The sequence below is a fragment of the Kitasatospora sp. NPDC058243 genome, from assembly GCF_042882025.1.
Taxonomy (GTDB): Bacteria; Actinomycetota; Actinomycetes; order Streptomycetales; family Streptomycetaceae; genus Kitasatospora.
Window position 1 is genome coordinate 74,636 of the sequence record NZ_JBHVWW010000010.1, and the last position, 19,665, is coordinate 94,300.

General features: G+C 75.5%; 12 protein-coding genes. All 12 read right to left on the minus strand.

From position 1 onward, the window contains the following. Nucleotides 1-173: 173 nt before the first annotated feature. Complete coding sequence (locus ACFVX9_RS09960; RefSeq protein ID WP_387981207.1) at nt 174-3,008, minus strand: hypothetical protein; 2,835 nt, start codon at nt 3,006-3,008, stop codon at nt 174-176. Further along, a complete protein-coding gene (locus tag ACFVX9_RS09965; protein ID WP_387981209.1) occupies nt 3,005-3,154 on the minus strand; it encodes a hypothetical protein in 150 nt (49 codons plus the stop codon). The genes ACFVX9_RS09960 and ACFVX9_RS09965 overlap by 4 nt, the downstream gene beginning before the upstream one ends. A gap of 458 nt (nt 3,155-3,612) precedes the next feature. Continuing rightward, nucleotides 3,613-4,923, minus strand: a complete 1,311-nt coding sequence (locus ACFVX9_RS09970; protein ID WP_387981210.1) for an MFS transporter — start codon at nt 4,921-4,923, stop codon at nt 3,613-3,615. Nucleotides 4,924-5,056: 133 nt separating this feature from the next. After that, nucleotides 5,057-6,346 carry an ATP-grasp domain-containing protein gene (locus ACFVX9_RS09975; protein ID WP_387981212.1) on the minus strand — a complete coding sequence of 430 codons (1,290 nt, stop codon included), beginning with the start codon at nt 6,344-6,346 and terminating at the stop codon, nt 5,057-5,059. Further along, nucleotides 6,343-6,579, minus strand: a complete 237-nt coding sequence (locus ACFVX9_RS09980) for an MbtH family protein (RefSeq protein WP_380372365.1) — start codon at nt 6,577-6,579, stop codon at nt 6,343-6,345. The genes ACFVX9_RS09975 and ACFVX9_RS09980 overlap by 4 nt, the downstream gene beginning before the upstream one ends. Beyond that, nucleotides 6,576-7,310 (minus strand): DUF6875 domain-containing protein, encoded by a 735-nt coding sequence (locus ACFVX9_RS09985; protein ID WP_380372363.1) that lies wholly within the window; start codon nt 7,308-7,310, stop codon nt 6,576-6,578. Before ACFVX9_RS09985 ends, ACFVX9_RS09980 begins: the two co-directional genes overlap by 4 nt. Further along, nucleotides 7,307-9,109 (minus strand): non-ribosomal peptide synthetase, encoded by a 1,803-nt coding sequence (locus ACFVX9_RS09990; protein WP_387981214.1) that lies wholly within the window; start codon nt 9,107-9,109, stop codon nt 7,307-7,309. The genes ACFVX9_RS09985 and ACFVX9_RS09990 overlap by 4 nt, the downstream gene beginning before the upstream one ends. Next, the gene (locus ACFVX9_RS09995) at nt 9,106-10,488 is read right to left on the minus strand and encodes a cytochrome P450 (protein WP_380480246.1); all 1,383 of its coding nucleotides are present in this window, start codon (nt 10,486-10,488) and stop codon (nt 9,106-9,108) included. Before ACFVX9_RS09995 ends, ACFVX9_RS09990 begins: the two co-directional genes overlap by 4 nt. 2 nt (nt 10,489-10,490) lie before the next feature. Beyond that, nucleotides 10,491-11,390, minus strand: a complete 900-nt coding sequence (locus ACFVX9_RS10000; protein ID WP_380480248.1) for a phytanoyl-CoA dioxygenase family protein — start codon at nt 11,388-11,390, stop codon at nt 10,491-10,493. Nucleotides 11,391-11,493: 103 nt separating this feature from the next. Beyond that, a complete protein-coding gene (locus ACFVX9_RS10005; RefSeq protein ID WP_387981215.1) occupies nt 11,494-16,104 on the minus strand; it encodes an amino acid adenylation domain-containing protein in 4,611 nt (1,536 codons plus the stop codon). After that, a complete protein-coding gene (locus tag ACFVX9_RS10010) occupies nt 16,101-19,079 on the minus strand; it encodes a type I polyketide synthase (RefSeq protein WP_387981216.1) in 2,979 nt (992 codons plus the stop codon). The genes ACFVX9_RS10005 and ACFVX9_RS10010 overlap by 4 nt, the downstream gene beginning before the upstream one ends. Then, entirely contained in the window at nt 19,076-19,645 is a 570-nt protein-coding gene (locus ACFVX9_RS10015; RefSeq protein WP_387981217.1) for a phosphopantetheine-binding protein, read from the minus strand. Before ACFVX9_RS10015 ends, ACFVX9_RS10010 begins: the two co-directional genes overlap by 4 nt. Nucleotides 19,646-19,665: the final 20 nt, after the last annotated feature.

Consider the following 19,665-nt stretch of genomic DNA (forward strand, 5'->3'; position numbering starts at 1 on the left):
GCGGGTGGGGACTGGGGAGCTGCGTTGGCCGGTGGAGGGAGGGGGCGCGCGGAGCCTCGCCGCGCCCCCCCCCCCCCCCCCCCCCCCCCCCCCCCCCCCCCGCCACCGTGTGCCCTCGACCACGGGGTCGAGGGCCGGTCAGCCGGTGATCGCGGAGAGCCGCCGTCGCGGTGTCACGACTGCTCGCCCGCCCGCAGTTCGGTGGCGATCTGGCGCCGGCCGGTGACCAGCGTCTCCAGCACCACCCCGAGGCCGACCAGCAGGGCCAGGCCCGCGGTGGGCAGCAGCACCGGCATCAGCGCGGGGGTGACGAGCTCCCCGACCCTGGCGCCGACCAGGGTCGAGATGTCGAACGCGCCGCCCAGCAGGGCGACCGCCGCCACCGCGACCAGCCCGCCGCCGACGGCGGCCGCCAGAGTCTGCGGCAGCGCCTCGGCGACGATCAGGGCCAGCCCCTGGCGGGGCCGCAGGCCCATGGTGCGCAGCCGGGCGAGCACGGCCGTGCGGTCGGGCGCGGCCCGGAACAGCGTCAGCAGCACGGCGAGCAGGGCGAACCCGGCGCCGGCGGCACCCGAGTACCAGAACAGCCGCCCGGCGGCGTGCTGCAGCGGGTCGCCGCCGAGCTCGGCGACGGTCTCCCGGCTGCTGTGCACCGTGTATCCCGCGGGCAGGCCGTGGACGGCCTTGCCGACGGCCGCGGCGTCGTCCGCGATCATCTTGGCCAGGCCGGTCGGCTGGACCCCGCCGTTGTCCCGCAGTGCCGTCCTGACCGCTTCGGGGTCGACCTCGCCGACGGCGAACCACTTGTTCACCCGCTTGGCGTCCGGCAGTCGCTCCCAGGCGGGGCCGGCGGGAACGACGACGAACGGCCTGCCCGGGTCGGGCAGGGCGGGGGTGGCGCCGACGGTCCCGGCGACGGAGAGGCGCAGGTCGTTGCCGTTGGGCGTGCGCACCTGGGACGACCCTGCGGCCAGGCGCTCGGCCAGGTCGCGGCTGACCAGCGCGGGCACCGGGGTGTCCCGGCCGCCGGCCGCCCCGGCCAGCTTCGCCGGGTCGAACCCGCCGGCTCCGAGGGTCCGGGCGATTTCGGCGTACGCCGCCGGATCGGTCACCATCACCAGGTAGGCCTCGGTGTAGCGCTGGTCGGCGCCGGCGATGCGGGCTTTGGGCTCGACCCAGGCCGCGGTCGAGGCCCGTACGCCGGGCAGGGCGTCGGCGGCCTTGGTGAACGACTCGGACAGGGTGGCGTAGCCGGGGAGGGAGACGCCGATGTCCCCGCCCGTGGAGATGCGCGCGGCGCGGGTCCGGGCGTGATCGACGGTGTCGAGCACGGTGGCGCCGAAGCCGGTCGTGGTGACGGCGATCACCAGGGCGAGCAGCGGCAGTGCGGAGGGCCGGCGGCTGCCCGAGTTGTCGCGGGCGGCGCGGGCCAGGCCGAGGAAGCCGATCAGGCCGCGGCCCCGGCCGACGAGGGCGGCCAGCCAGCCGACCACCATCGGCTCGATGCGGGCCAGCAGCAGGCCGCCGGTGACGGCGAGCAGGAGCGGGGCGGCCACCAGCAGCGGATCCAGCCCGGAGCCGGTACCGACGCCCCGGCGCCGGACCTCCGCCACGGCCGCGGCGGTGACCGCGAGGACGGCGAGTTCGCCGACCAGTCGGCGTCGGCCGCCGGCCGGCCGCCTGCGTGCCCACAGCAGGGCCGCGCGGGCCGGGAAGGCCAGCAGCGCGATCAGGGCCGCGGCCAGGGCCGCCAGCACCGAGCGGTCCCAGCGGGGGGTGGGCAGCAGCACCAGGGCGAGGGCCGTTCCGAGCACGGCGGCCGGCAGGACGGTGACGGCACCCTCGGCGATCAGCCGTCGCAGCACCCCGGCACGGGAGCCGCCGCGGGCCTGGAGCAGCCTGATCTCGGTGGTGCGCCGGTCGGTGGTGAGGGCGGCGGCCAGGAACAGCACCACGGTGGCGACGCCCGCGACGGCGGCCGGGCCGATCGTGCTGAGCGGCAGCGAGGCCTGGTAGCGGTCGTTCGCCCGGGTGAGGATCTCGGGAAGGCCCGAGGAGGTGTGCAGGTCGGTACGCCGGGTGGCGTCGGCCAGGGCGGTGGCGTCGCGCCCGGTCAGGAAGGAACTGAGGATGCCGCGGGTGCGGTCGAGCTGGTCGGCGTGCAGTGACGTGGCGTCGACGGGCAGCCGCCAGAAGTTCTCGGCGCTCGAACCCCAGCGGGCCAGCGCGGGCAGGCTGTCGCCGTCGACGAATCCGCTGGTCATCCAGTGTTCGTGCTGGGGGTCGGTCCTCAGGCAGGCGCGGGCCGGGCAGCCGAGCTCGTCCCAGAACGGGTCCTGGGGGTCGTTGATCTGGTACAGGCCGACCACCACGGTGGTCCGCTTGGCGCCCGAACCCTCGGTGCCGTTGTCGATGACGTCACCGAGCTTGATGTGGATGCTCTCGGCGGCCTTCTTGCTGATCACGATCGGCAGCGGACCGCCGGCGGCGGCGGGGGTCGGCCAGGTGCCGTCGGTGAGGGTGGCCCGGGCGGCCAGGTCGTGCAGGTAGAGCAGGCCGAGGACCGGGTCGGTCCACTTTTCCGCGAACCGGTCGTACTCCGGATTGGCCATGTTGCGGTCGCCCACGGCGCGGGCGCCGTGGGCCTGGCCCGGCTGGGTCAGCGTCAGCTGCCGACCGACCATCTCGGTGAGCTGCTGCTGCACCCGGTCGAGTGCGGCGGCCTTGTCGTCGTCCCGCGTCTTGGACGTGGTCTGCAGGCTGGTCTGGTTGAAGCCCCTCTGACCGACGAAGTCCTGGAGCGCCGTGTCCGCGCCCCGGTCCGCGACGCGGGGGAAGGCCGCGGCCAGGAAGACGGCGACGAACGCCAGGGCCGCCATGAGCAGCGCGGCCAGCGGGTTCGCCCGCAGCCTGGTGCGGACCCAGCGCGCGGGGCGGTGGGGTGTCCCGGGAGCGGTTCCGGGCGCGGGCGAAGGGGTGGGCACGGTGGTGCCGGCCCGGGGGGTCACATCTCCTCCACGTGGCGCGGCCGGGTGGCCACGTCTCGACGGCGGCGTCCGGTGGGGAAGGCCGACAGCAGCGGGGCGGCAGCCGCCAGCGGCCGTCGCCCGCGCGGTCGGCGCCCGTACGGTCGGCGCACGACGAAGCCGAGCATCAGGTTCTCCCCCCGGTCGCGTCCCGGCCCCACCCATTGCTCCGATCCAGGCACATATCGGCCATGGACGGACACCTCGCGGGCATGCCGGTGCAGTGATCACCGACATTCGGTCGCCGGATAGCGGACGATGCTGTCAGATTCGCTCCGGGAACGGAAGGGATTTGCGCGAATCAAGTAAGCAAGGAACAAATGCCATGCACACTTCACAATTCCGGTATCGCCGCACCCCTTTGACCAGGGGAAATTCCTTTCCCGAATTTTCCGCTCGGAATTGTGAACCAGAGAGCCGCCGCGTCCGTTGGCCCGGGCCGCCACCGGCCCGGTGGTGGCCCAGGCCGAACTCGTTCCGGAGGAGATTCGATAACGATGTTCTGCCGCATTGTCCGAGAAATCCGGGATTTCGGTCGGAAAGCGCGGTCATTCGAGATCACCGGCCACCACCGGCGGACAGGGGCCTATAAGACGAGGGGGTCCGGATCCTTGGCCGCCGGATGCTCCTCCGGGGCCGTGGTGCTCAGCGCGCGGGCCTCGCGGTCGAGGGCCAGGTGGAGGCCGACGGCCAGCATGGGGATCGCGGCCAGTACGAACGCCCACTGTATGTCCCAGCCGACCAGCAGGCCCATGGCCGCGATGGAGAGCGGTTCCAGCGTGGCCCGGGGCAGTTCCATCACGCTGCTGACCCGGCCCAGCACGTCCGTCGGGGTCCTGGTCTGGATGAACGTCGGCAGCGCGACGTCGCTGGAGTACGCGACGCCGATCCCCAGCAGGGTGAGCACCACCGCCGCGCTCCACACGCTGGGAAGGAAGCCCAGCAGCACGAAGGCGGTCCCCTCGCAGAGCGTCATCCCGATGATGAGCAGCCCCCAGCGGCGCGGCAGTCCGGTGAAGACCGCGCCGATGGTGCCGATCAGCTGCCCCAGTCCCCAGGCGGACAGCAGGACGCCCAGCGCGAGCGAGCCCTGGGGGAAGGTCTTGGCCAGCGCGGGCAGCCCCACGCTGAAGAGGCCGCTGTAGCTGAGGGCCGCCGCGCCGATCAGCAGGAGGACGGTGCGGATCTCCCGGCTGCGTCCGGCGTAGCGGAGCCCTTCGACGATCTCCCGGCGGATCGCCGTGAACGACTTGGCGCCCTCGTCGGCCTCGCCCGCCTGGTCGGAGGCCTGGTCGGAAGTCTGGTCGCCCGCCTGGTCGGACGGTTGTCTGCGGGGTGCGCCGAAGACCGTCAGGGCGGCGAAGAAGAAGGTGAAGGCGTTGAGCAGGATGGTGGTCGACGTCCCCACCGCGGCCACGAGGGCGCCGCCCAGGATCGGCCCCAGCAGCCGGGCCCCCTGCTCTCCGAAGCCGACGAGCGCGTTGCCCCGGGCGAGGTGCTCGGGCGGCAGGAGGGAGGGGATGATGCTGCCGGCCGCCGGCCAGAAGAACGCTTCGGCGACGCCGGTGAGCGCGCCGAGGGCGTAGAGGTGCCACGTGCTCACGTGGTCGGCCAGGGCGATCAGCCCCAGCGTGGCGACGGCGAGCCCCCGGAGCGTGTGGGAGCAGAACATGACGGCGCGCGGGGAGAGCCGGTCGGTCACCGCGCCGCCCACCAGCATCAGCACGCCCCGGGGGACGGCCTGGACGAGCAGGATCGTGGCCAGCGTGGTCGTCGATCCGGTCTCGTTCAGGATCAGCCAGATGAAGGCGACCTCGAAGCTGTAGTCCCCCACCAGGGAGACGGTCTCGCCCAGCCACACCCGCCGGAAGGGCCGGTGTTTCAGTGGCTGTCGCACCTTGTCGAGCATCGACTACCTCTCTGCTGTTCCACTTTTCCACGACGAAGGACTGCGGGACACTGCGGGGCACGTGCTCTTCGACGCTCTCGGCGGGGCGTGCGCGGCCGGCCTGTGGTGGGGAACGTTCTCTTCACTGGGGTGCGAACTCCAGGTGGAATCTGTCATGGACGGATGTGATGAGCCGGAGCAGCTCGTCATGGGTGGCGACGGTGCCCCGGACGAACGCCAGGCGCTGTGCGGGGTGGCGCCAGTCGACGGGCTGCCCCGGGGCCGTCGCCACGTCGACCTCGCCGACGCCGGGGAGGGCCCGTACGGCGTCGGCGCCGTCGATCGCCCGGACGGTGCCGACCGTGCGCGGTGGCACGATGAAGTACTCGAAGGTCACCGCCGCCGGCCGGGGGGCCGTGACGGGCTCGACGGTGCGTTCCAGGGCCAACGCGAAGGCTAGGGCGAGCAGATCGATGCCCAGCGCCCGGTCCAGCAGGCCCACGGCGCGCCCGCCGACGCGTCCGTTGACCTCGATGACGCGGGGGCCGTCCGGGGTGAGCTTCACCTCCGTGTGGGTCACCCCGGTCGTCACGCCGAGGGCCCGGACCGCGGCCGCCGCGAGTTCGGCGGCGTCCTTCTCCACGGCGGGCGTGAGGGTGGCGGGCAGGAACAGCCCGGTCTCCCGGAGCGGGTCCGCCAGGGCGAACTTGCCGGTGACGCAGAGGGTCGTGACCTCCGCGTGCTGCACGACGGCCTCGACGGAGACGTAGTCCCCCCAGTCCGGTCCGGCCACCGTCGGGTCCCCGGGCAGGTACTTCTCCACGACGAAGTCACGCGGGGCGCTGTGCGGGCCCGCCGGCTCGTCACCGGGTCCGGGGCCGGGCCCGGGGGCGAGGCCGAGGTCGGCCAGGGCGCGCCGCTGCTGCTCCGCGTCCGCCAGCCGTACGGTGTCCTGGCTGCCCGCCCCGGTACGGGGTTTGAGCACCACGGGGTAGCCCAGACGGGCCACGGCGGTGTCGACCTCGGCGGCGGACCGCACCACGACGCTCGGGGTGTGGTCGACCCCCGCCGCCGCGAACGCGGCGCGCTGGTCGGCCTTGTCGGTGAGCAGCCGGACGGTGTCCGGCCGGTGGTAGGGCAGGCCGAGGGCCTCGGCGAGGCGCGCGGTGCCGGCGAGGCAGTACTCGCTGAAGGTGACGATGCCCACCGGGCCGTGCCCGCGCAGCAGTTCGGCGGCGGGGGTGTCGTGTCCGCTGATCTCGCAGACCCGGGCCCGTCGGCGCATCCCCGCGAGCAGCGGAGCCACGCCCGGGACGGCCGGGTCGCAGACGAAGACCACGTCGCACAGGCCGCGGGCGGCGCCGAGGATCTCGGCCGGCCCCGCCGACCCCCTGCCGTAGACGACGGCGACCGTGGGAAGCGTGCCCGTCACGGGGACCCCGCCGCGCCGGCCGGGCCCGCGGGGGCCGGTGCGGCCGGGGCCGCCTGGCGCCGGGCGGACTTCGGGGTCATGTCGACCCACTCCTCCTCGATCCTGCGCAGGCAGTCCTCGCGCGACGCCGGCTCGCCCACCGTCCCCCACCCCAGGGGGACGTCGTGGTAGGTGGGCCAGATCGAGTACTGCTCCTCGTGGTTGACGACGACGTGGTACTGGTCCTCGGTCACGGCGCGTCGTTCTCCTTTGCCTTCGGGGCGAGCTCGGGCAGGCCGTGACGTTCCACAGCGGTCACGTACAACTCGCGCAGGAGCGGGTCGCGTACGCGGCCCCGTTCGTAGTGGGCGCGGAAGTTCTGATCGTAAATCCTGAACCAGGCGCGGTGCTTGTACAAGAAGAGCACATCGTGGGGCGCCATCCGGCGGATCGCGAACAGGCCGACGGGGGCCACGGAGACGGGGAAGAGCGGGTTGCGCACGGCCCGTTCGTCGCAGTGCGGGTGGAACTGACCGACCATCAGCCCGTGGGCGACCGCGCTGTTCTTCAGGCCTTCGTACGCCTCGTCGAGGACCCGCCAGCCCTCCGGCCCGGTGGCCGGCAGCACCACGATGCGGCAGTCGAGGGAGGCTCCGGTGTGGGTGCGGCTGCGCTCGGTGCCGAGGGCGAACGTGGACATCTCCGCCTCCAGGGCCTCGCGCAGCTGCCGCGCGTCCTCCCCGGTGATGTCGTAGCGGAAGCTGAACTGGGCGTCCTTGCCGCTGAGGGCGGGCGGGATGAAGGGGCAGACCGGCCCGGTGCGGCCGATCTCGTCGTGGGGCCGGCTGATGTACTGGCGCAGCCAGGTGTGGACCTGGGCGAAGTCCCGGGCGTGCCGGGCGGGCGACTGGGGTTCGATCACCCGGATCCACAGGCCGTCCATTCTGGCCAGATCATTGTCCTGATCCTGCATCACCTGCGTCATGCGACGGCCTCCTGTGCTCGGTCGCCGTGGGGTGCCGGGGTGGCGCTCGGGGCGGTCAGCCGGCACAGATCGGCGTACGTGGGAGCGGCGTAGAGCTGGGCGAAGTCGAGGGTCGGTCCGAGCTGGGTGCGCACCTGTTCGACCAGCCGCATCAGCCCCAGGGAGGTGCCGCCGTCGGCGAAGAAGTCGGAGTCGGGCAGCGGGCGGTGCCCCGTCTGGGACTCCCAGGCCGCGGCGAGTGCGGGGTGGCCCGGGGCGGCGGTGCCGGGCGCGTCGTGCGTCCGGGCGTCCGCGTCGTCCGCGTCGTCCGCGAGACGGGCGAGGGCGGCGCGGTCCACCTTTCCGGTGGGCCCCAGCGGAAGGGCGCCGACCGCGATGATCCGCTCGGCCACCAGATGGCGCGGGGCCCGCTGCCACGCGCCCCGGCGCACCGCGTCGGTGTCGACGGACGCCGGGGTGAGGAAGGCGGTCAGGACGGCGCCGTCGGGCCCGGTGCCGGCGATGACCACGGCGTCGTCGACGGTGGGGTCGGCGGCGAGGACCGCCGCCGCCTCCGCCGGATCGGTGCGGAAGCCCCTGACCTTCACCTCGTCGTCGGCGCGCCCGAGGAAGTCCAGGGCGCCGTCGGGGAGGTGGCGTACGCGGTCACCGGTGCGGTACATGCGGGCACCGGGCCGGGCGGAGAAGGGGTCGGGCACGAACCGCGCGGCGGTCGCGGCGGGGTCGTGCAGGTAGCCGCGGGCGAGCCGGGGGCCGCCGAGGAAGAGCTCGCCCTCCGCGCCCGGGGCGACGGGCCGCAGCCGTTCGTCGAGGACGTGGCACGTCGTTCCCGCGATGGCGGCGCCGATGGGGAACGCGGCGGAGTGCTCGCGGTCCCACGCGGCGGCGTCCCCCAGGGTGCTGAAGGTGGTGTTCTCGGTCGGGCCGTAGCCGTTGACCAGCCGGGTGGCGGGGTGGGCGGCGGTGAAGGAGCGCGCGGCGCCGGCCGGGACGGTGTCACCGCCGGTGACGAGGGTGCGCAGGGTGCCCAGCGCCGGACCGTGGTGGGTGGCCATGAGGCGGAAGAGCGGGGCCGTCAGCCAGGCCGTGGTGATCTGCGGCCGGGCCAGCAGGGCGGCCAGTTCGTGGAGCGCGAGGGGGTGGCGGTCCGCGGCCGTGATCCGGGCCCCGGCCAGCAGCGGGGACCAGATCTCGAACGTGGACGCGTCGAAGGCGAGGGTGGAGTGCAGGAGCACGCCGTCGCCGGGGCCCAGCCGCAGGGACTCCGCCCCGAGCGCCAGCCCGGTGATCCCCCGGTGGGTGACGCCCACGGCCTTGGGGGCTCCCGTGGTGCCGGAGGTGAACATGATGCAGGCCAGGTCGTCGGGGCCGGCCGGTGCGGACGGCACCGCCGTGGTGGTCCGCTCCGTGAGGAGGGAGGGGATGTCGTGCACGGGGATGCCCAGGTCCGCCACCGGTGGGCGGTCGGCGTGCAGGGCCAGGGCCGCCCGGGCCGTGCCGGCCATGAGCCGGACGCGGTCCGCCGGGTACCGGGGGTCCACCGGGACGTAGCAGCCGCCCGCCATCAGGACGGCCAGCATGGCGAGGACGGTCCGGCGGTCGCCGTGCCCGACGATCAGCACGGCGGTACCGGAGTCGACGCCCTTCGCCCGGAGCGACGCCGCCGCGGCGCGCGCCCGCGTCAGGAGTTCCCCGTAGCGGATCTCGCCGTACCGATCGGCCAGCGCCACGCGCTCGGGGAACGCCTCGGCCACGGCGGTGAAGCACTGCTCGATCCGGGCGTGCGGTGCGGTCGTCATCGTGCCCCCGAGGGGTGCTTGCGGGCGTCGCCGAGGCCGGTGGTTGCGGTGCCGGTTCCGGGGCCGGGGTGCGGGGTGAACACGGCGCGCGGGCTGGGGTCCGGGGTCAGGGCGATGGCCGGTCGAAGCCCGGTCGCGGCCCGGTCGCCCAGCAGGGTGAACCGGCCGTGCGCGAGGATCGTCGCCGTGGCGAGCTGCGCCTCCAGCAGCGAGAACTGCCGCCCCAGGCACTGGTGGGGGCCCGCCCCGAAGGGGAAGTACTGCTGGACGGGCGGGCGCCGGCCCAGGAAGCGATCCGGACGGAACTCCTCGGGCGCCTCCCACAGGGCCGGGGCGCGGTGGATGGCGTAGGTGCTGGCCAGGACGAGGTCGCCGGGCTCCAGCCGAACGCCGGCCGCTTCGACGGGGGTGTCGATGCGGCGGAAGAGCGCCCACGCGGGCGGGTGCAGCCGCAGCGATTCCTCGACCACCGCCAGCGTGTACGGCAAGGTTCCCTGGGGGATCGACGGCGCGGCGCGCAGGGTGCCGAGGTCGGTGGAGCGGACCTCGTCGAGGGTGCGGGCCAGGGCGGGGGGAGAGCCGGCCAGGTTGTGGAAGGTCCAGGTGAGCAGGGTGCCCATGGTCTCCACCCCGGCCACGAAGATCGACATCAGTTCCTCGCGCAGCACGTCCTCGGGGCGGTTGCCGAGCGTGTCCCCCCGCTGGTGCAGGGCGGCGACGAGCGACGGCAGGACCCCGTCGGCCGTGGCCGGCGCGGGCGCCTGGGCCGCCCGGTGCGCGATGAACTCCTCCAGCACCGCCCTGTCCCGGGCGAACGCCTCGCCGTCCGCGTCGGTGACGGTCTCCGGGGCGAACAGCCGCCGGTCCAGGTAGTGGACGGCCGTGTCCACCGTCGAGGCCAGGGAGGCCAGTTCGGCGCCGGTCAGCTCCGGGTCCACGAGCCGGAGGATGATCTCGATGCTCAGCTGCTGGAGGGTGTGTCCGAGGTCGAACTCGCGGCCCGCCCCGGGCAGCAGCCGACGGCGGACGAAGTCCTCCGCGCTCTCCAGCACCAGGGTGTGCAACTCCGCCACGGCCCGGGCCGAGAACATCGGGCGCAGCAGGGCGCGGCGGTGGCGCCACTGCTCCCCGGAGGCGACCACGAACAGTCCGCTGCCCACGAGTTCGCGCAGCAGCCCGCGGTGGTTGCGGGTGCCGTGGGCGAGGGCCGCGGCGGCGACGGCGGGTTCCGCCGCGACGATCAGCCGCGTGCCGTCGTCCAGCGGGACGGCGCTGACCGTCCCCTCGTCGCGCAGCCGTGTCATCAGCCCCAGGGGGTCGCTGCCGAGCTCCTGGTCGAACTCCTCGTAGCCGACCGAACTCACGGTGATGCTCGCCATGGCTAACCCCGCCCCTCGGCGGACTCTTCCGCGTCTTCCGCGAGCGTGATGATCTGCTGGGAGTGGTCGTTCATCGTCCAGCCCTCGGCGGTGCGCACGGAGGTGCGCTGCTGCTCCGTGTAGCCCCTGCCCCGGTCGTGGAAGTGCCAGGCGAACGGCGGGCGGAGCAGCCGGCGTTCGACCGGGGTCCACTCCTCGCCCGGGAGGTCCTCGGGCACGGGCGCGGGAGCGGTGTGCTGCACCATGCCCGCGGTGTAGCGGCAGAAGACGACCCGGCGTTCGAAGTCGGCGGCCCAGGGCCAGCTGCCGTGGGTGGCGGTGTCCGCGAAGAGGACCACCGAGCCGGCCCTGACCGGGACGCGGGAGACCCAGTCGCCGACCTTCTGCCAGGTCTGGAAGTCCTCCGGGATCTCGAAGGCCGACTTGTGGCTGCCGGGGACCACCGCGAAGCCGCCCTGGTCGGCGAGGGCGTCGGTGAGGCAGAACGCGACGATCAGGTGTCCGCCGTAGATCCGCCCGTCGCGGACCTGGTAGGTCAGCGGCGGGTACTCCCACGGGGTGTTGCCGTTGTGCAGGATCAGCGCTCCGGCGCCCTTGCGGGCGTAGAGTACCTGGCCCTCGTCGTAGCGCAGGTCGGCGCCGAGCACCTCCTCCAGGTGCGGCAGGACCTTCTCGTGGCTGATCAGGTCGCGCACCGGGCGCGGGGTGGTGTGGAGCGGGCCGGCGTTGGCGATGAACGGGTTGTACCGCTTGAGCAGCGGGTAGCTGAGCTTGTTCTCGCCGTCCCACAGGCCGTGGCCGTCGAGGGCGGCGTTGACGGCGGCGAGTTCCCGCGCGGAGAGGACGTCCTCCAGGACCAGGTAGCCGCGCAGGTCGAACAGGTACTTCTGCTCTTCGTCCATGACTTTTCCCCTTGTGTCGGATGTGTCGGATGTGCCGGAGAGCGGGCGGTCGGGGCACGGGCGCGACGGGCGCACCGCGCGGGAGGTGCGGCTGGGGCGTAGCTCAGCTCTGGTCGGGTTCGAGCTCCGCCAGGGACCGGGCGAGGTGCCCGCGCAGCTCGGCCTGCGGGAAGAGGCCGACGGCTCCGGTCAGGAGCACCGAACACCCTCCCGAGCGGGCCGGTTGCACGTGGAGGACGAGGTCGAGGTCCGCCCAGTGCTCGGGCACGGTGTCGTGGGGCAGGTCGTCCGGCACCACGGCCGGGTTCTCCTCCGGCCCGTGGACGACCAGCCCGGCCGCGCAGACCGGCGGCCGGACCGCGGGGTCGACCGGATCGGCGAGCTCGGCGATGTGCAGCAGCGGCAGGTCGGCGTGGTCCAGGGCGGACAGCAGCGCCCGGTGGGCGTGGCCGGCCCCGGTGGCGCCGAGCACCACCGGCAGCAGGTCGACGGCGCGGCCGACGAGCGATTCCTCGGTGGCCGCCGAGCGGTGGGAGACCGGCATGCCGATCACCGTGGACGTGCCGCCCGACATCCGGGAGACGATCCGGCCGAGCAGGTCGAGGAAGGCGGCCGTGGTGGTCGTCCCCGCCGTCCGGCCTGCCTGCTGGAGGCGTGCGTACGCGTCGGCGGGGAGGACCTTCCGCACCCCGTGGTTGCGGAAGGTCCTCGGGCCGGTGCGGCGCTCGGCGAACGGGTCCGGGGCGACCGGGCCCAGGCTGGTGCGCCAGTACCGTTCCAGCTCGGCGCGCCGGGCCGTGCGGCGGACGGCCCTGGCGCGGGCGTAGTCGCTGTAGCGCGGGGCCGGTCGGGGCAGGTCGCGTCCGGCGAGCAGGGCGAGGAGCTCGTCGGCGAGGATGCCCACGGAGGCGCCGTCGCCCCGGTGGCGGGCGAGCCTCAGCAGCAGGTGCCGGACGGTGCCGTCCTCCCCGGTCAGCAGGACGACCTCCAGCCCCGGTGATCCTGCGGGCAGCGGCCGCTCGACCAGTGCGGTGTCCCAGTGGACCAGGGCGGGCCGGTCCGGCAGCGGGGCCACGGGGCAGGGCTGCCACGCGTCGTGCTGTCCCGTTCCGGCGGCCCCCGGTGTCGCCTGCGGGGCTGTCGGTTGTAGGGCCTCGTGCCGGGCGACCAGTGCGCGGACCGCCCGCTCCACGTCCTGCGGATCCACGGGGGCATCGAGCCTGAGCAGCAGCGGAATCGGGGGAGCGGGGTGTCCGAGGGCCCGTTCCTGCTGGGCCACCAGGAGCTGTTCGGGCGTCTGGGACGCGTCGGCTCCGGCGCCGTCGGCGGGAAGCGGCCGCGCGGCGGCGAGCAACGTCCTGACCTCGGTGGCGAGTTCGACGGCCAGCGGATGCGTCAGGACGGTGCGCACGGGGACCTCCACCCCGAGGCGCCGGCTCAGCACGGAGGCGATCCGGGCGGCCCCCAGCGACGCGCCGCCGAGGTCGTAGAGATGGTCGTCCAGGGTGGCCGACGGCCGGTCGAGCGCCGCCGCGAACGCCTCCACCACGGCGGCGGCCACCCGGTCGTGGGCGGCGGCGGGGCCGTCCGCCGTGCGCGCGGAGCGCACCATGGCCAGCAGCGCGCGGCGGTCCGCCTTGCCGTTGGCGGTCACCGGCAGCCGCGGGAGCACCCGGATCTCGCCGGGCACCATGTACGGCGGGAGGGTACGGGCCAGATGGGCGCGCACCGCCGCCGGGTCCGGGGCGGGCTCGCCGGTGACGAAGCCCACCAGGCGGCTGACGCGTTCCCCGACGACGACGGTCGCCGCCTCCCGCACCCCCGGCGCGTCCACGACGTGCCGGTCCACCTCCTCCAGCTCCACCCGGTGGCCGCGCACCTTGACCTGGTTGTCGCTGCGGCCGACGAACTGCACGCTCCCGTCGGCGTTCCACCGCACCCGGTCCCCGGTGCGGTACATCCGCGAGCCCGGGGGACCGGCCGGGTCGGGCAGGAACCGGGCCGCCGTTTCGGCCGGACGGTCCCGGTAGCCTCGTGCCACCCCGGTGCCGCCGATGTACAGCTCGCCGGTGACCCCGATCGGCACCGGACGCAGCGCGCCGTCGAGGATGTGCAGGCGCACGCCGGAGACGGGGTGGCCCACGGGGGCGGTGCCGCCCTCGGCCCCCGCCGTGCACCGGTACGAGGTGGCGTCGATGCAGGTCTCGGACGGCCCGTACTGGTTGCGCAGTTCACCGCGGCCGACACGCAGGTAGCGGTCGGCCTGCGCCGAGGGCAGCGCCTCCCCGCCGCAGAAGACGACCCGGGCCGGCAGCCGGCGCAGATCCTCGTCGTCCAGGGCCGCGAGCAGGGACGGGACGACGTCGACCACGGTCGCGCAGTGCTCAAGGGCTGCCTCCACGAGGGCGGCCGGATGCGCCCCGAGGTCGACGCCGGGGAAGACCACGCCGGCCCCGGCGACCAGCGGTCCGAAGCACTGCCACAGCGACGGGTCGAAGACCAGGGGAATGGTCTGGAGCACCCGGTCGGGGGCGGCGAGGCCGATCGCCTCGCGGCGCCAGGCGAGTTCGTTGGCCAGCGCCCCCAGCGGCACCGGGACGCACTTGGGCGTACCGGTCGTGCCGGAGGTGAACACCGCGTAGGCCAGGTCCTGCGGGCCCGTGCGGGCCACGGGCGGCACCGCCGTGCCGGTGGCAGGGAGCTCCCGCGCGCCCCCTCGGGGGAGCCGGATCGTCCGCAGGGCCCTCCCCGGCGGGCCGCCGTCGGCGTCGTGCCCGGTGGCACGGTCCTCGGTGGCGTGGTCCCCGTCGGTGCGGTCCTCGTTGGCATCGGGGCCGTCGGCGTCGTGCCCGGGGCCGTCGGCCGTGCGGACGAGGAAGTCCGCCCGGGCGCTGCGCAGCAGGGCGCGGCGGCGTTCCGCGGGGTCGTCGGGGCGCAGCGCGATGATCCAGCCGCCGAGCCGCCAGACCGCCAGGGCCAGCGTCGGATAGTCGGCGCCCGCCGGCACGTCCAGGGCCACCGCGGAGCCGGGGCCGACCCCGGCCAGGGCGAGGTGGGCCGCCGCGCGCTCGGTGCGCTCGTGCAGTGCCCGGTAGGTGAGGTGGCCGTCGGCGGCGTCCCGGACGGCGAACGCCTCGGGGGTGCGCCGCGCCCAGTCCGCGAAGGCGTCGTAGGGCAGGCGGGCCCCGGCCGCGGGCGGCGCCGTCGAGGCGGCCGCGATGGTCGCGCGCTCGGCCGGGTCGCGTGCGTCCAGGGCGGCCAGCGGCGCGTCGGGGGCGGCGAGGACGGAGGCGAGGCAGCGTCGGTAGGCCCGCCCGAGCCGGGCGAGGGCCGCGTCGGTGTAGTGCTGCGGGGAGCCGGTCAGCCGGACGACGGCGGTGTCGGCGTGTTCCGTGAGCTGCACGGTCAGCGCGCCCTGGTCGCCCTGGACGCGCACCGGCAGGGGGGTGACCGTGAGGGGGCCGGCCGGGCGCGGCCGGTTGTCCTCGTGGGTCAGGACGAAGGCGGCGGCGGGTACGGGCACGGCGGTGTCGTCGGAGGTCAGGGGGAGGGTCGGGTGCTGTGAGCCGGTCAGGAGCTGCTCGCCGGTCCGCCGGGCCAGCGCGGCGAAGCCCAGCGCGGGGGGCAGGGGCAGGGCGAGGGGCATCGCGGAGACGAAGGCGCCCACGGTGAGGTCGTAGCGCTCCGCCGCCCGGTTGGCGGTGGGAACGCTCACGGAGGCCGTCCGGGTGCCGGTGACCGCGCTCCAGGTGGCCGCGAACGCGGCGAGCCACACCGCGTGTGCCGTGCAGGCGTGCCGCCGGGCGAACGCGTGGACCTGCCGGGTGAGGTCCGGGGGCAGCGCCAGCTCGGCGTGCGGCATCCGGGCGGCGTGCTGTGCTGTGGCGTGTTCCGTGGTGGTCGGGTCGACGGCGAAGGGGAGTTCGGCCCCGTCGTCGGCCCCGTCGTCGGCTCCGTCGTCGGCGCGGCCGCTGGAGCGGGCCCAGTGGGCGGCGTGGGCGGCCAGCGCGGCCCGTCCGTCCGGCGACTGCTCCCAGTGGACGTAGTCGAGGTGCTGGGCGCCCGGCGCGGGACGGGCGGAACCGGGGCCGTCCCCGGCGGCGTACGCGTCCAGCAGGTCGTCGATCAGCACCCCCAACGACCATCCGTCGCAGACGGCGTGGTGGAAGGTCAGGAGGAGGGTGTGCTGCTGCGGCCCCTGGGCCAGCAGGACGGCGCGGACGTACGGGGGCCGGTCCAGGCGGAACGGGCGCGCCGCCTCGGCGTCGAGTGCCCGGTCCCGCTCCGGCGCTCCCGAGGGCAGCTGCCGCACCTCCAGCGGGATGCGGGCGGGCAGGTCGAAGCGCTGCCGGGGCACCCCGTTCTCCTGGCCGAAACGGGTTCGCAGGGCCAGATGACGGGCGGCGAGGGCGTCCAGGCATACGCGGAGCCGGTCGATGTCCAGCGGGCCCGCGAGCTGGAGGGCCAGGGGCACGGTGTAGGCCGCCGACGCGGCGGGGGACGCCTGTTCGGCGAGCCACATCCGGTACTGGGTGACGGAGAGGGGGTGGCTGCCGGCCACGGCCTCCGGGCGGGGCGGGAGCGCCGGTTCCGAAGGCGCCGGTGCCGGTACGGAAGCCGCCGGTGGCGCGGCCGCGGGGCTGCGCCCCTGGAGCCGGGCGGCCAGTTCTGCGCGCTGCCCGGGGGTGAGCCGGTCGAGGGGCGAGGCGGTCATCCGAGCTCCTCCCCGGCCTCGTCGAGGATCTGCTGGGCGATCAACCGCTCGACCAGCGCGTACTGGAGCCCGATGGACCGGGCCCGCAACAGCTCGCCGACGGGGACGTCGACGCCGAACCGGCGGCTCATCCCGCGCGCCAGCCGGGCCACGGTGAGCGAGTCACCGCCGAGCTGGAAGAAGTCGGCCGTGTCGGGCACGTCGGTCACCCCCAGCTGTTCGGCCCACAGGGCGCGGAGGATCGCGACGGGGGTGTCCGCGACGGGCTCGGCCGCGTCGGCGAAGGCCGCCCGGGCGGGTGGTCCGGGCGGTGCTCCGGGCGCCGGGGCGGCCGGCACCGGGTGGCGCGGGCCGTGGAACGGATAGGTCGGCAGCGGGACGGAGCGCCCCGGCGCCTGGAGCGGGGAGAGGTCCAGGGGGAGGCCGGAGCACCACAGCCGGCCGATCGCCGCCAGCACCGGGCGGGCGGTGGAAGCGGCCGGGGCGTGCGCGGGCGCGGCGGGGGCCGGCGGCGAGGAGCCCAGCAGCGGGATCGCGGGCAGCCCGGCGGCTTCCGCGAAGCCGCTCAGCACCCGGCCGGGCCCCACCTCGACCGCGACGGCGTCGGGGAACTTCGCCCGGGCCGTCGCCAACGCGTCCGCGAAGCGCACCGGCCGGCGGGCGGCCCGGGCGAAGTGGCCGGGGTCGGTGAGCGAGCCCTCGGGCAGCAGCTGCCCCTCCGTGTTCTCGATCCACGGCAGGGCGGCGGGGCGCACCTCGGCGGCCGCCGGTGTGCCCCGCAGCGCCTCGGCCGCCGGTTCGATCAGCGGGGAGTGGAAGGCGCGGGACGACCGCAGCACCTTGGCCGCGTACCGGCCGCCGATCCGCTCCCGGAAGGCCGCCACCGCCTCGGGGGGCCCGGCGAGCACGGTGCTGGTGGCGGCGTTGACCGCCGCGACGCCCAGCTCGGCGCCGGTCTCGGCCAGCAGGGCCCGGGCCTCGGCCTCGCCGCAGGCCAGGGAGACCATCGCGCCCGGGGCGCAGTCCTGCATCAGCAGGGCCCGGCGTGCCACCAGACGGGCCGCGGTGTCGAGGGCGAGGGCGCCGGCCAGGGTCGCCGCCGTGATCTCCCCCAGGCTGTGCCCGAGCAGCGCGCAGGGCACCAGGCCCAGGGCGAGCAGCGCCGTGCCGGCGGCGTACTCGACGGCGAAGAGCGCGGGCTGGGCGAGCGCCGTCCGGGCGAGCCGTTCGGCGGGGAAGGAGGTGTCGTGCAGCGCCTCGTCGACCTCGCGGGCGAGCCCGGGGGAGAAGGCGGCCAGGCAGGAGTCCAGCGCGTCGGCGAACGGGGGCAGGGCGGCGGCGAAGGGCGCCGCCATGCCGGGGAACTGCGTTCCCTGCCCCGGGAAGAGCAGCAGCGCCGGGGCGGGGTGCGTGGCGGGCTCCGGTGCCGGCTCGGCCGGGGCCCGCAGCGCCGCCACGACCTCGGCCACGCTCGCGCCCACCGCCGAGGAGCGGTACGGGAGTTCCGCCCGCCGGGTGAGGGTCCGGCCGACGTCCGCCAGCGAGGGGGCGGCTTCGGCGTCCTCCAGGTGCGCGGCGAGCCGCTCCCGCATGCGGGCGAGGGCCCGCGGGTCCTTCGCGGAGAGCACCACCAGCCGTTCCCGCCCGGTCGGCGGGGCGGGCGGCGCGGCGGCCGGCTCCGGCGGCTGCTCCACCAGCATGTGCACGTTGGTCCCGCCCACGCCGAACGAGCTCACCGCGGCCCGGCGCGGCTGCGGGCCCCGCCACGGCCCGGCCTCGGTGGGCAGGGACAGCGGCGAGTCCTCCCGTTCCAGCAGCGGATTGGCCTGGCTCAGCCCGGGAAGCGCGGGCACGTACCCGTGCCGGAGCACCAGCAGTGCCTTCACCAGCCCGGCGAGTCCGGCGGCGGCGTCGAGGTGGCCGATGGTCGCCTTGAGCGCGCCGACCGGGATGCTGCCGGGAGCGGCACCCAGTGACCGGTACACCGCCGAGGCGGCGGACCACTCGATGGGGTCGCCGACGCGGGTGCCGGTGCCGTGGCTCTCCAGGTAGCCGACGGACGCGGCGTCGACGTCGGCGGCGGCGAGCGCGGCGCGGATCGCCTGCTCCTGGCCCGCCGCCGACGGCGCGAGGAAGCCCGCCTTGGCGGTGCCGTCGTTGTTGACGGCGGAGCCCAGCAGCACTCCGTGCAGGGGGAGCGGGCCGCCCGCCACGTCCTCGTGGCGGCGCAGGACGACGCCCAGCGCCCCCGAGCCGCCGAGGGTGCCGTCCGCCGAGGCGTCGAAGGGGCGGCAGTGCCCGCTGAGCGACATCACTCCGCCGGCCATCGGCAGGTGCCCCGCCTGGGGGGCGTTGGCCGACGCGGCGAGCACCAGGGCCTGGTCGCACTCCCCGTTGTTCAGCGCTTGGACGGCCAGGTGGGCCGCGACGAGCGAGGAGGAGCAGGCCGTGAGGACGGTGAGCGCGGGCCCGGTCAGCCCCAGTTTGTAGGCGATGCGCGTCGCGAGGAAGTCGCGTTCGTTGACGAGGAGCGCCTCCTCGAACTCCGGGGGCGCCAGCGAGCCGGAGGCCAGGAGGGCCCGCAGATGGCCGCTGCCGCTGGCGGCCGCGTACACCGCCGTCCGCAGCCCGTCGCCGGCCGTGACGCTGTGGCCGGCGTCCTCCAGGGCGGCCCAGGCGCACTCCAGCAGCAGGCGGTGCTGCGGGTCCGTCAGCCCGGCCTCGCGGGGGCTGACGCCGAAGAACTCGTGGTCGAAGCGGTCGGCATCGTCGAGCGGCCCGTGGACGGGGACGTAGGCCGGATCGTCGGCGAGGGACGCGGGGACGCCACGGGCCGCCAGCTCCTCCCGGCTCAGGCGCCGGGTCAGCACCCGCCCGTCGCGCAGGGCCTGCCACAGCTGTGCCAGATCGGCCGCTCCGGGGAAGCGCCCCGTCATGCCGGTGACGGCGATGTCGAGGGAACGGTCGCGGTTCATCGGTCGGCCTCCTGGGCGCGGCGGTCGCGGAGCGTACGGGCCGCGTCGCCGCGTCGGCGACGGGACGACCCGGCTGAGGGCGGTGGTTCCGCCCCGGGGGCGGGCGGCGCGGCCGTCGTGCTGCGCGCCAGTCGGGCCGCGAGGTCGGCGACGGTGCTGTGGCGGAAGAGGTCGAGGATCGGCAGCCGGACGCCGGTGTGCCGGTGCAAGGCCTCCTGGAGCGCCGGCACCAGCAGCGAATGCCCCCCGAGGTCGAAGAAGTTGACGTCGCCGGGAACGTCGACGACGCCCAGGACCTCCCGCCACGCCGCGGTGACCGCCGCGTGCCCGGGTGACACGTCCCCGGCGGGCCGGGCGAGCGCCGAGGCCCGGCGCCGGTCCGCCTCCTGCTCCAGGGCCCGCCGGTCGACCTTGCCGTTGGGGGTGACGGGCAGCCGCTCCAGCCCGTGGACCACGGCGGGGACCATGAACTCCGGCAGCAGCTCGGCGACTTCGCGCCGGATGGCCTCCGGCCGCCCGCCGCCGGTGACGAAGCCGACGAGGCGCGCGCCGCCGTCGGCGACCACGGCTGCACCCGGTGGCCCCG

Excerpts from the sequence above, each read along its gene's own strand:
- ACFVX9_RS09965 (WP_387981209.1), bottom strand. The coding sequence starts at position 3,154 with ATGCTCGGCTTCGTCGTGCGCCGACCGTACGGGCGCCGACCGCGCGGG.
- ACFVX9_RS09985 (WP_380372363.1), bottom strand. The coding sequence starts at position 7,310 with ATGACGCAGGTGATGCAGGATCAGGACAATGATCTGGCCAGAATGGAC.
- ACFVX9_RS09990 (WP_387981214.1), bottom strand. The coding sequence starts at position 9,109 with ATGACGACCGCACCGCACGCCCGGATCGAGCAGTGCTTCACCGCCGTG.
- ACFVX9_RS09995 (WP_380480246.1), bottom strand. The coding sequence starts at position 10,488 with ATGGCGAGCATCACCGTGAGTTCGGTCGGCTACGAGGAGTTCGACCAG.
- ACFVX9_RS10000 (WP_380480248.1), bottom strand. The coding sequence starts at position 11,390 with ATGGACGAAGAGCAGAAGTACCTGTTCGACCTGCGCGGCTACCTGGTC.
- ACFVX9_RS10005 (WP_387981215.1), bottom strand. The coding sequence starts at position 16,104 with ATGACCGCCTCGCCCCTCGACCGGCTCACCCCCGGGCAGCGCGCAGAA.
- ACFVX9_RS10010 (WP_387981216.1), bottom strand. The coding sequence starts at position 19,079 with ATGAACCGCGACCGTTCCCTCGACATCGCCGTCACCGGCATGACGGGG.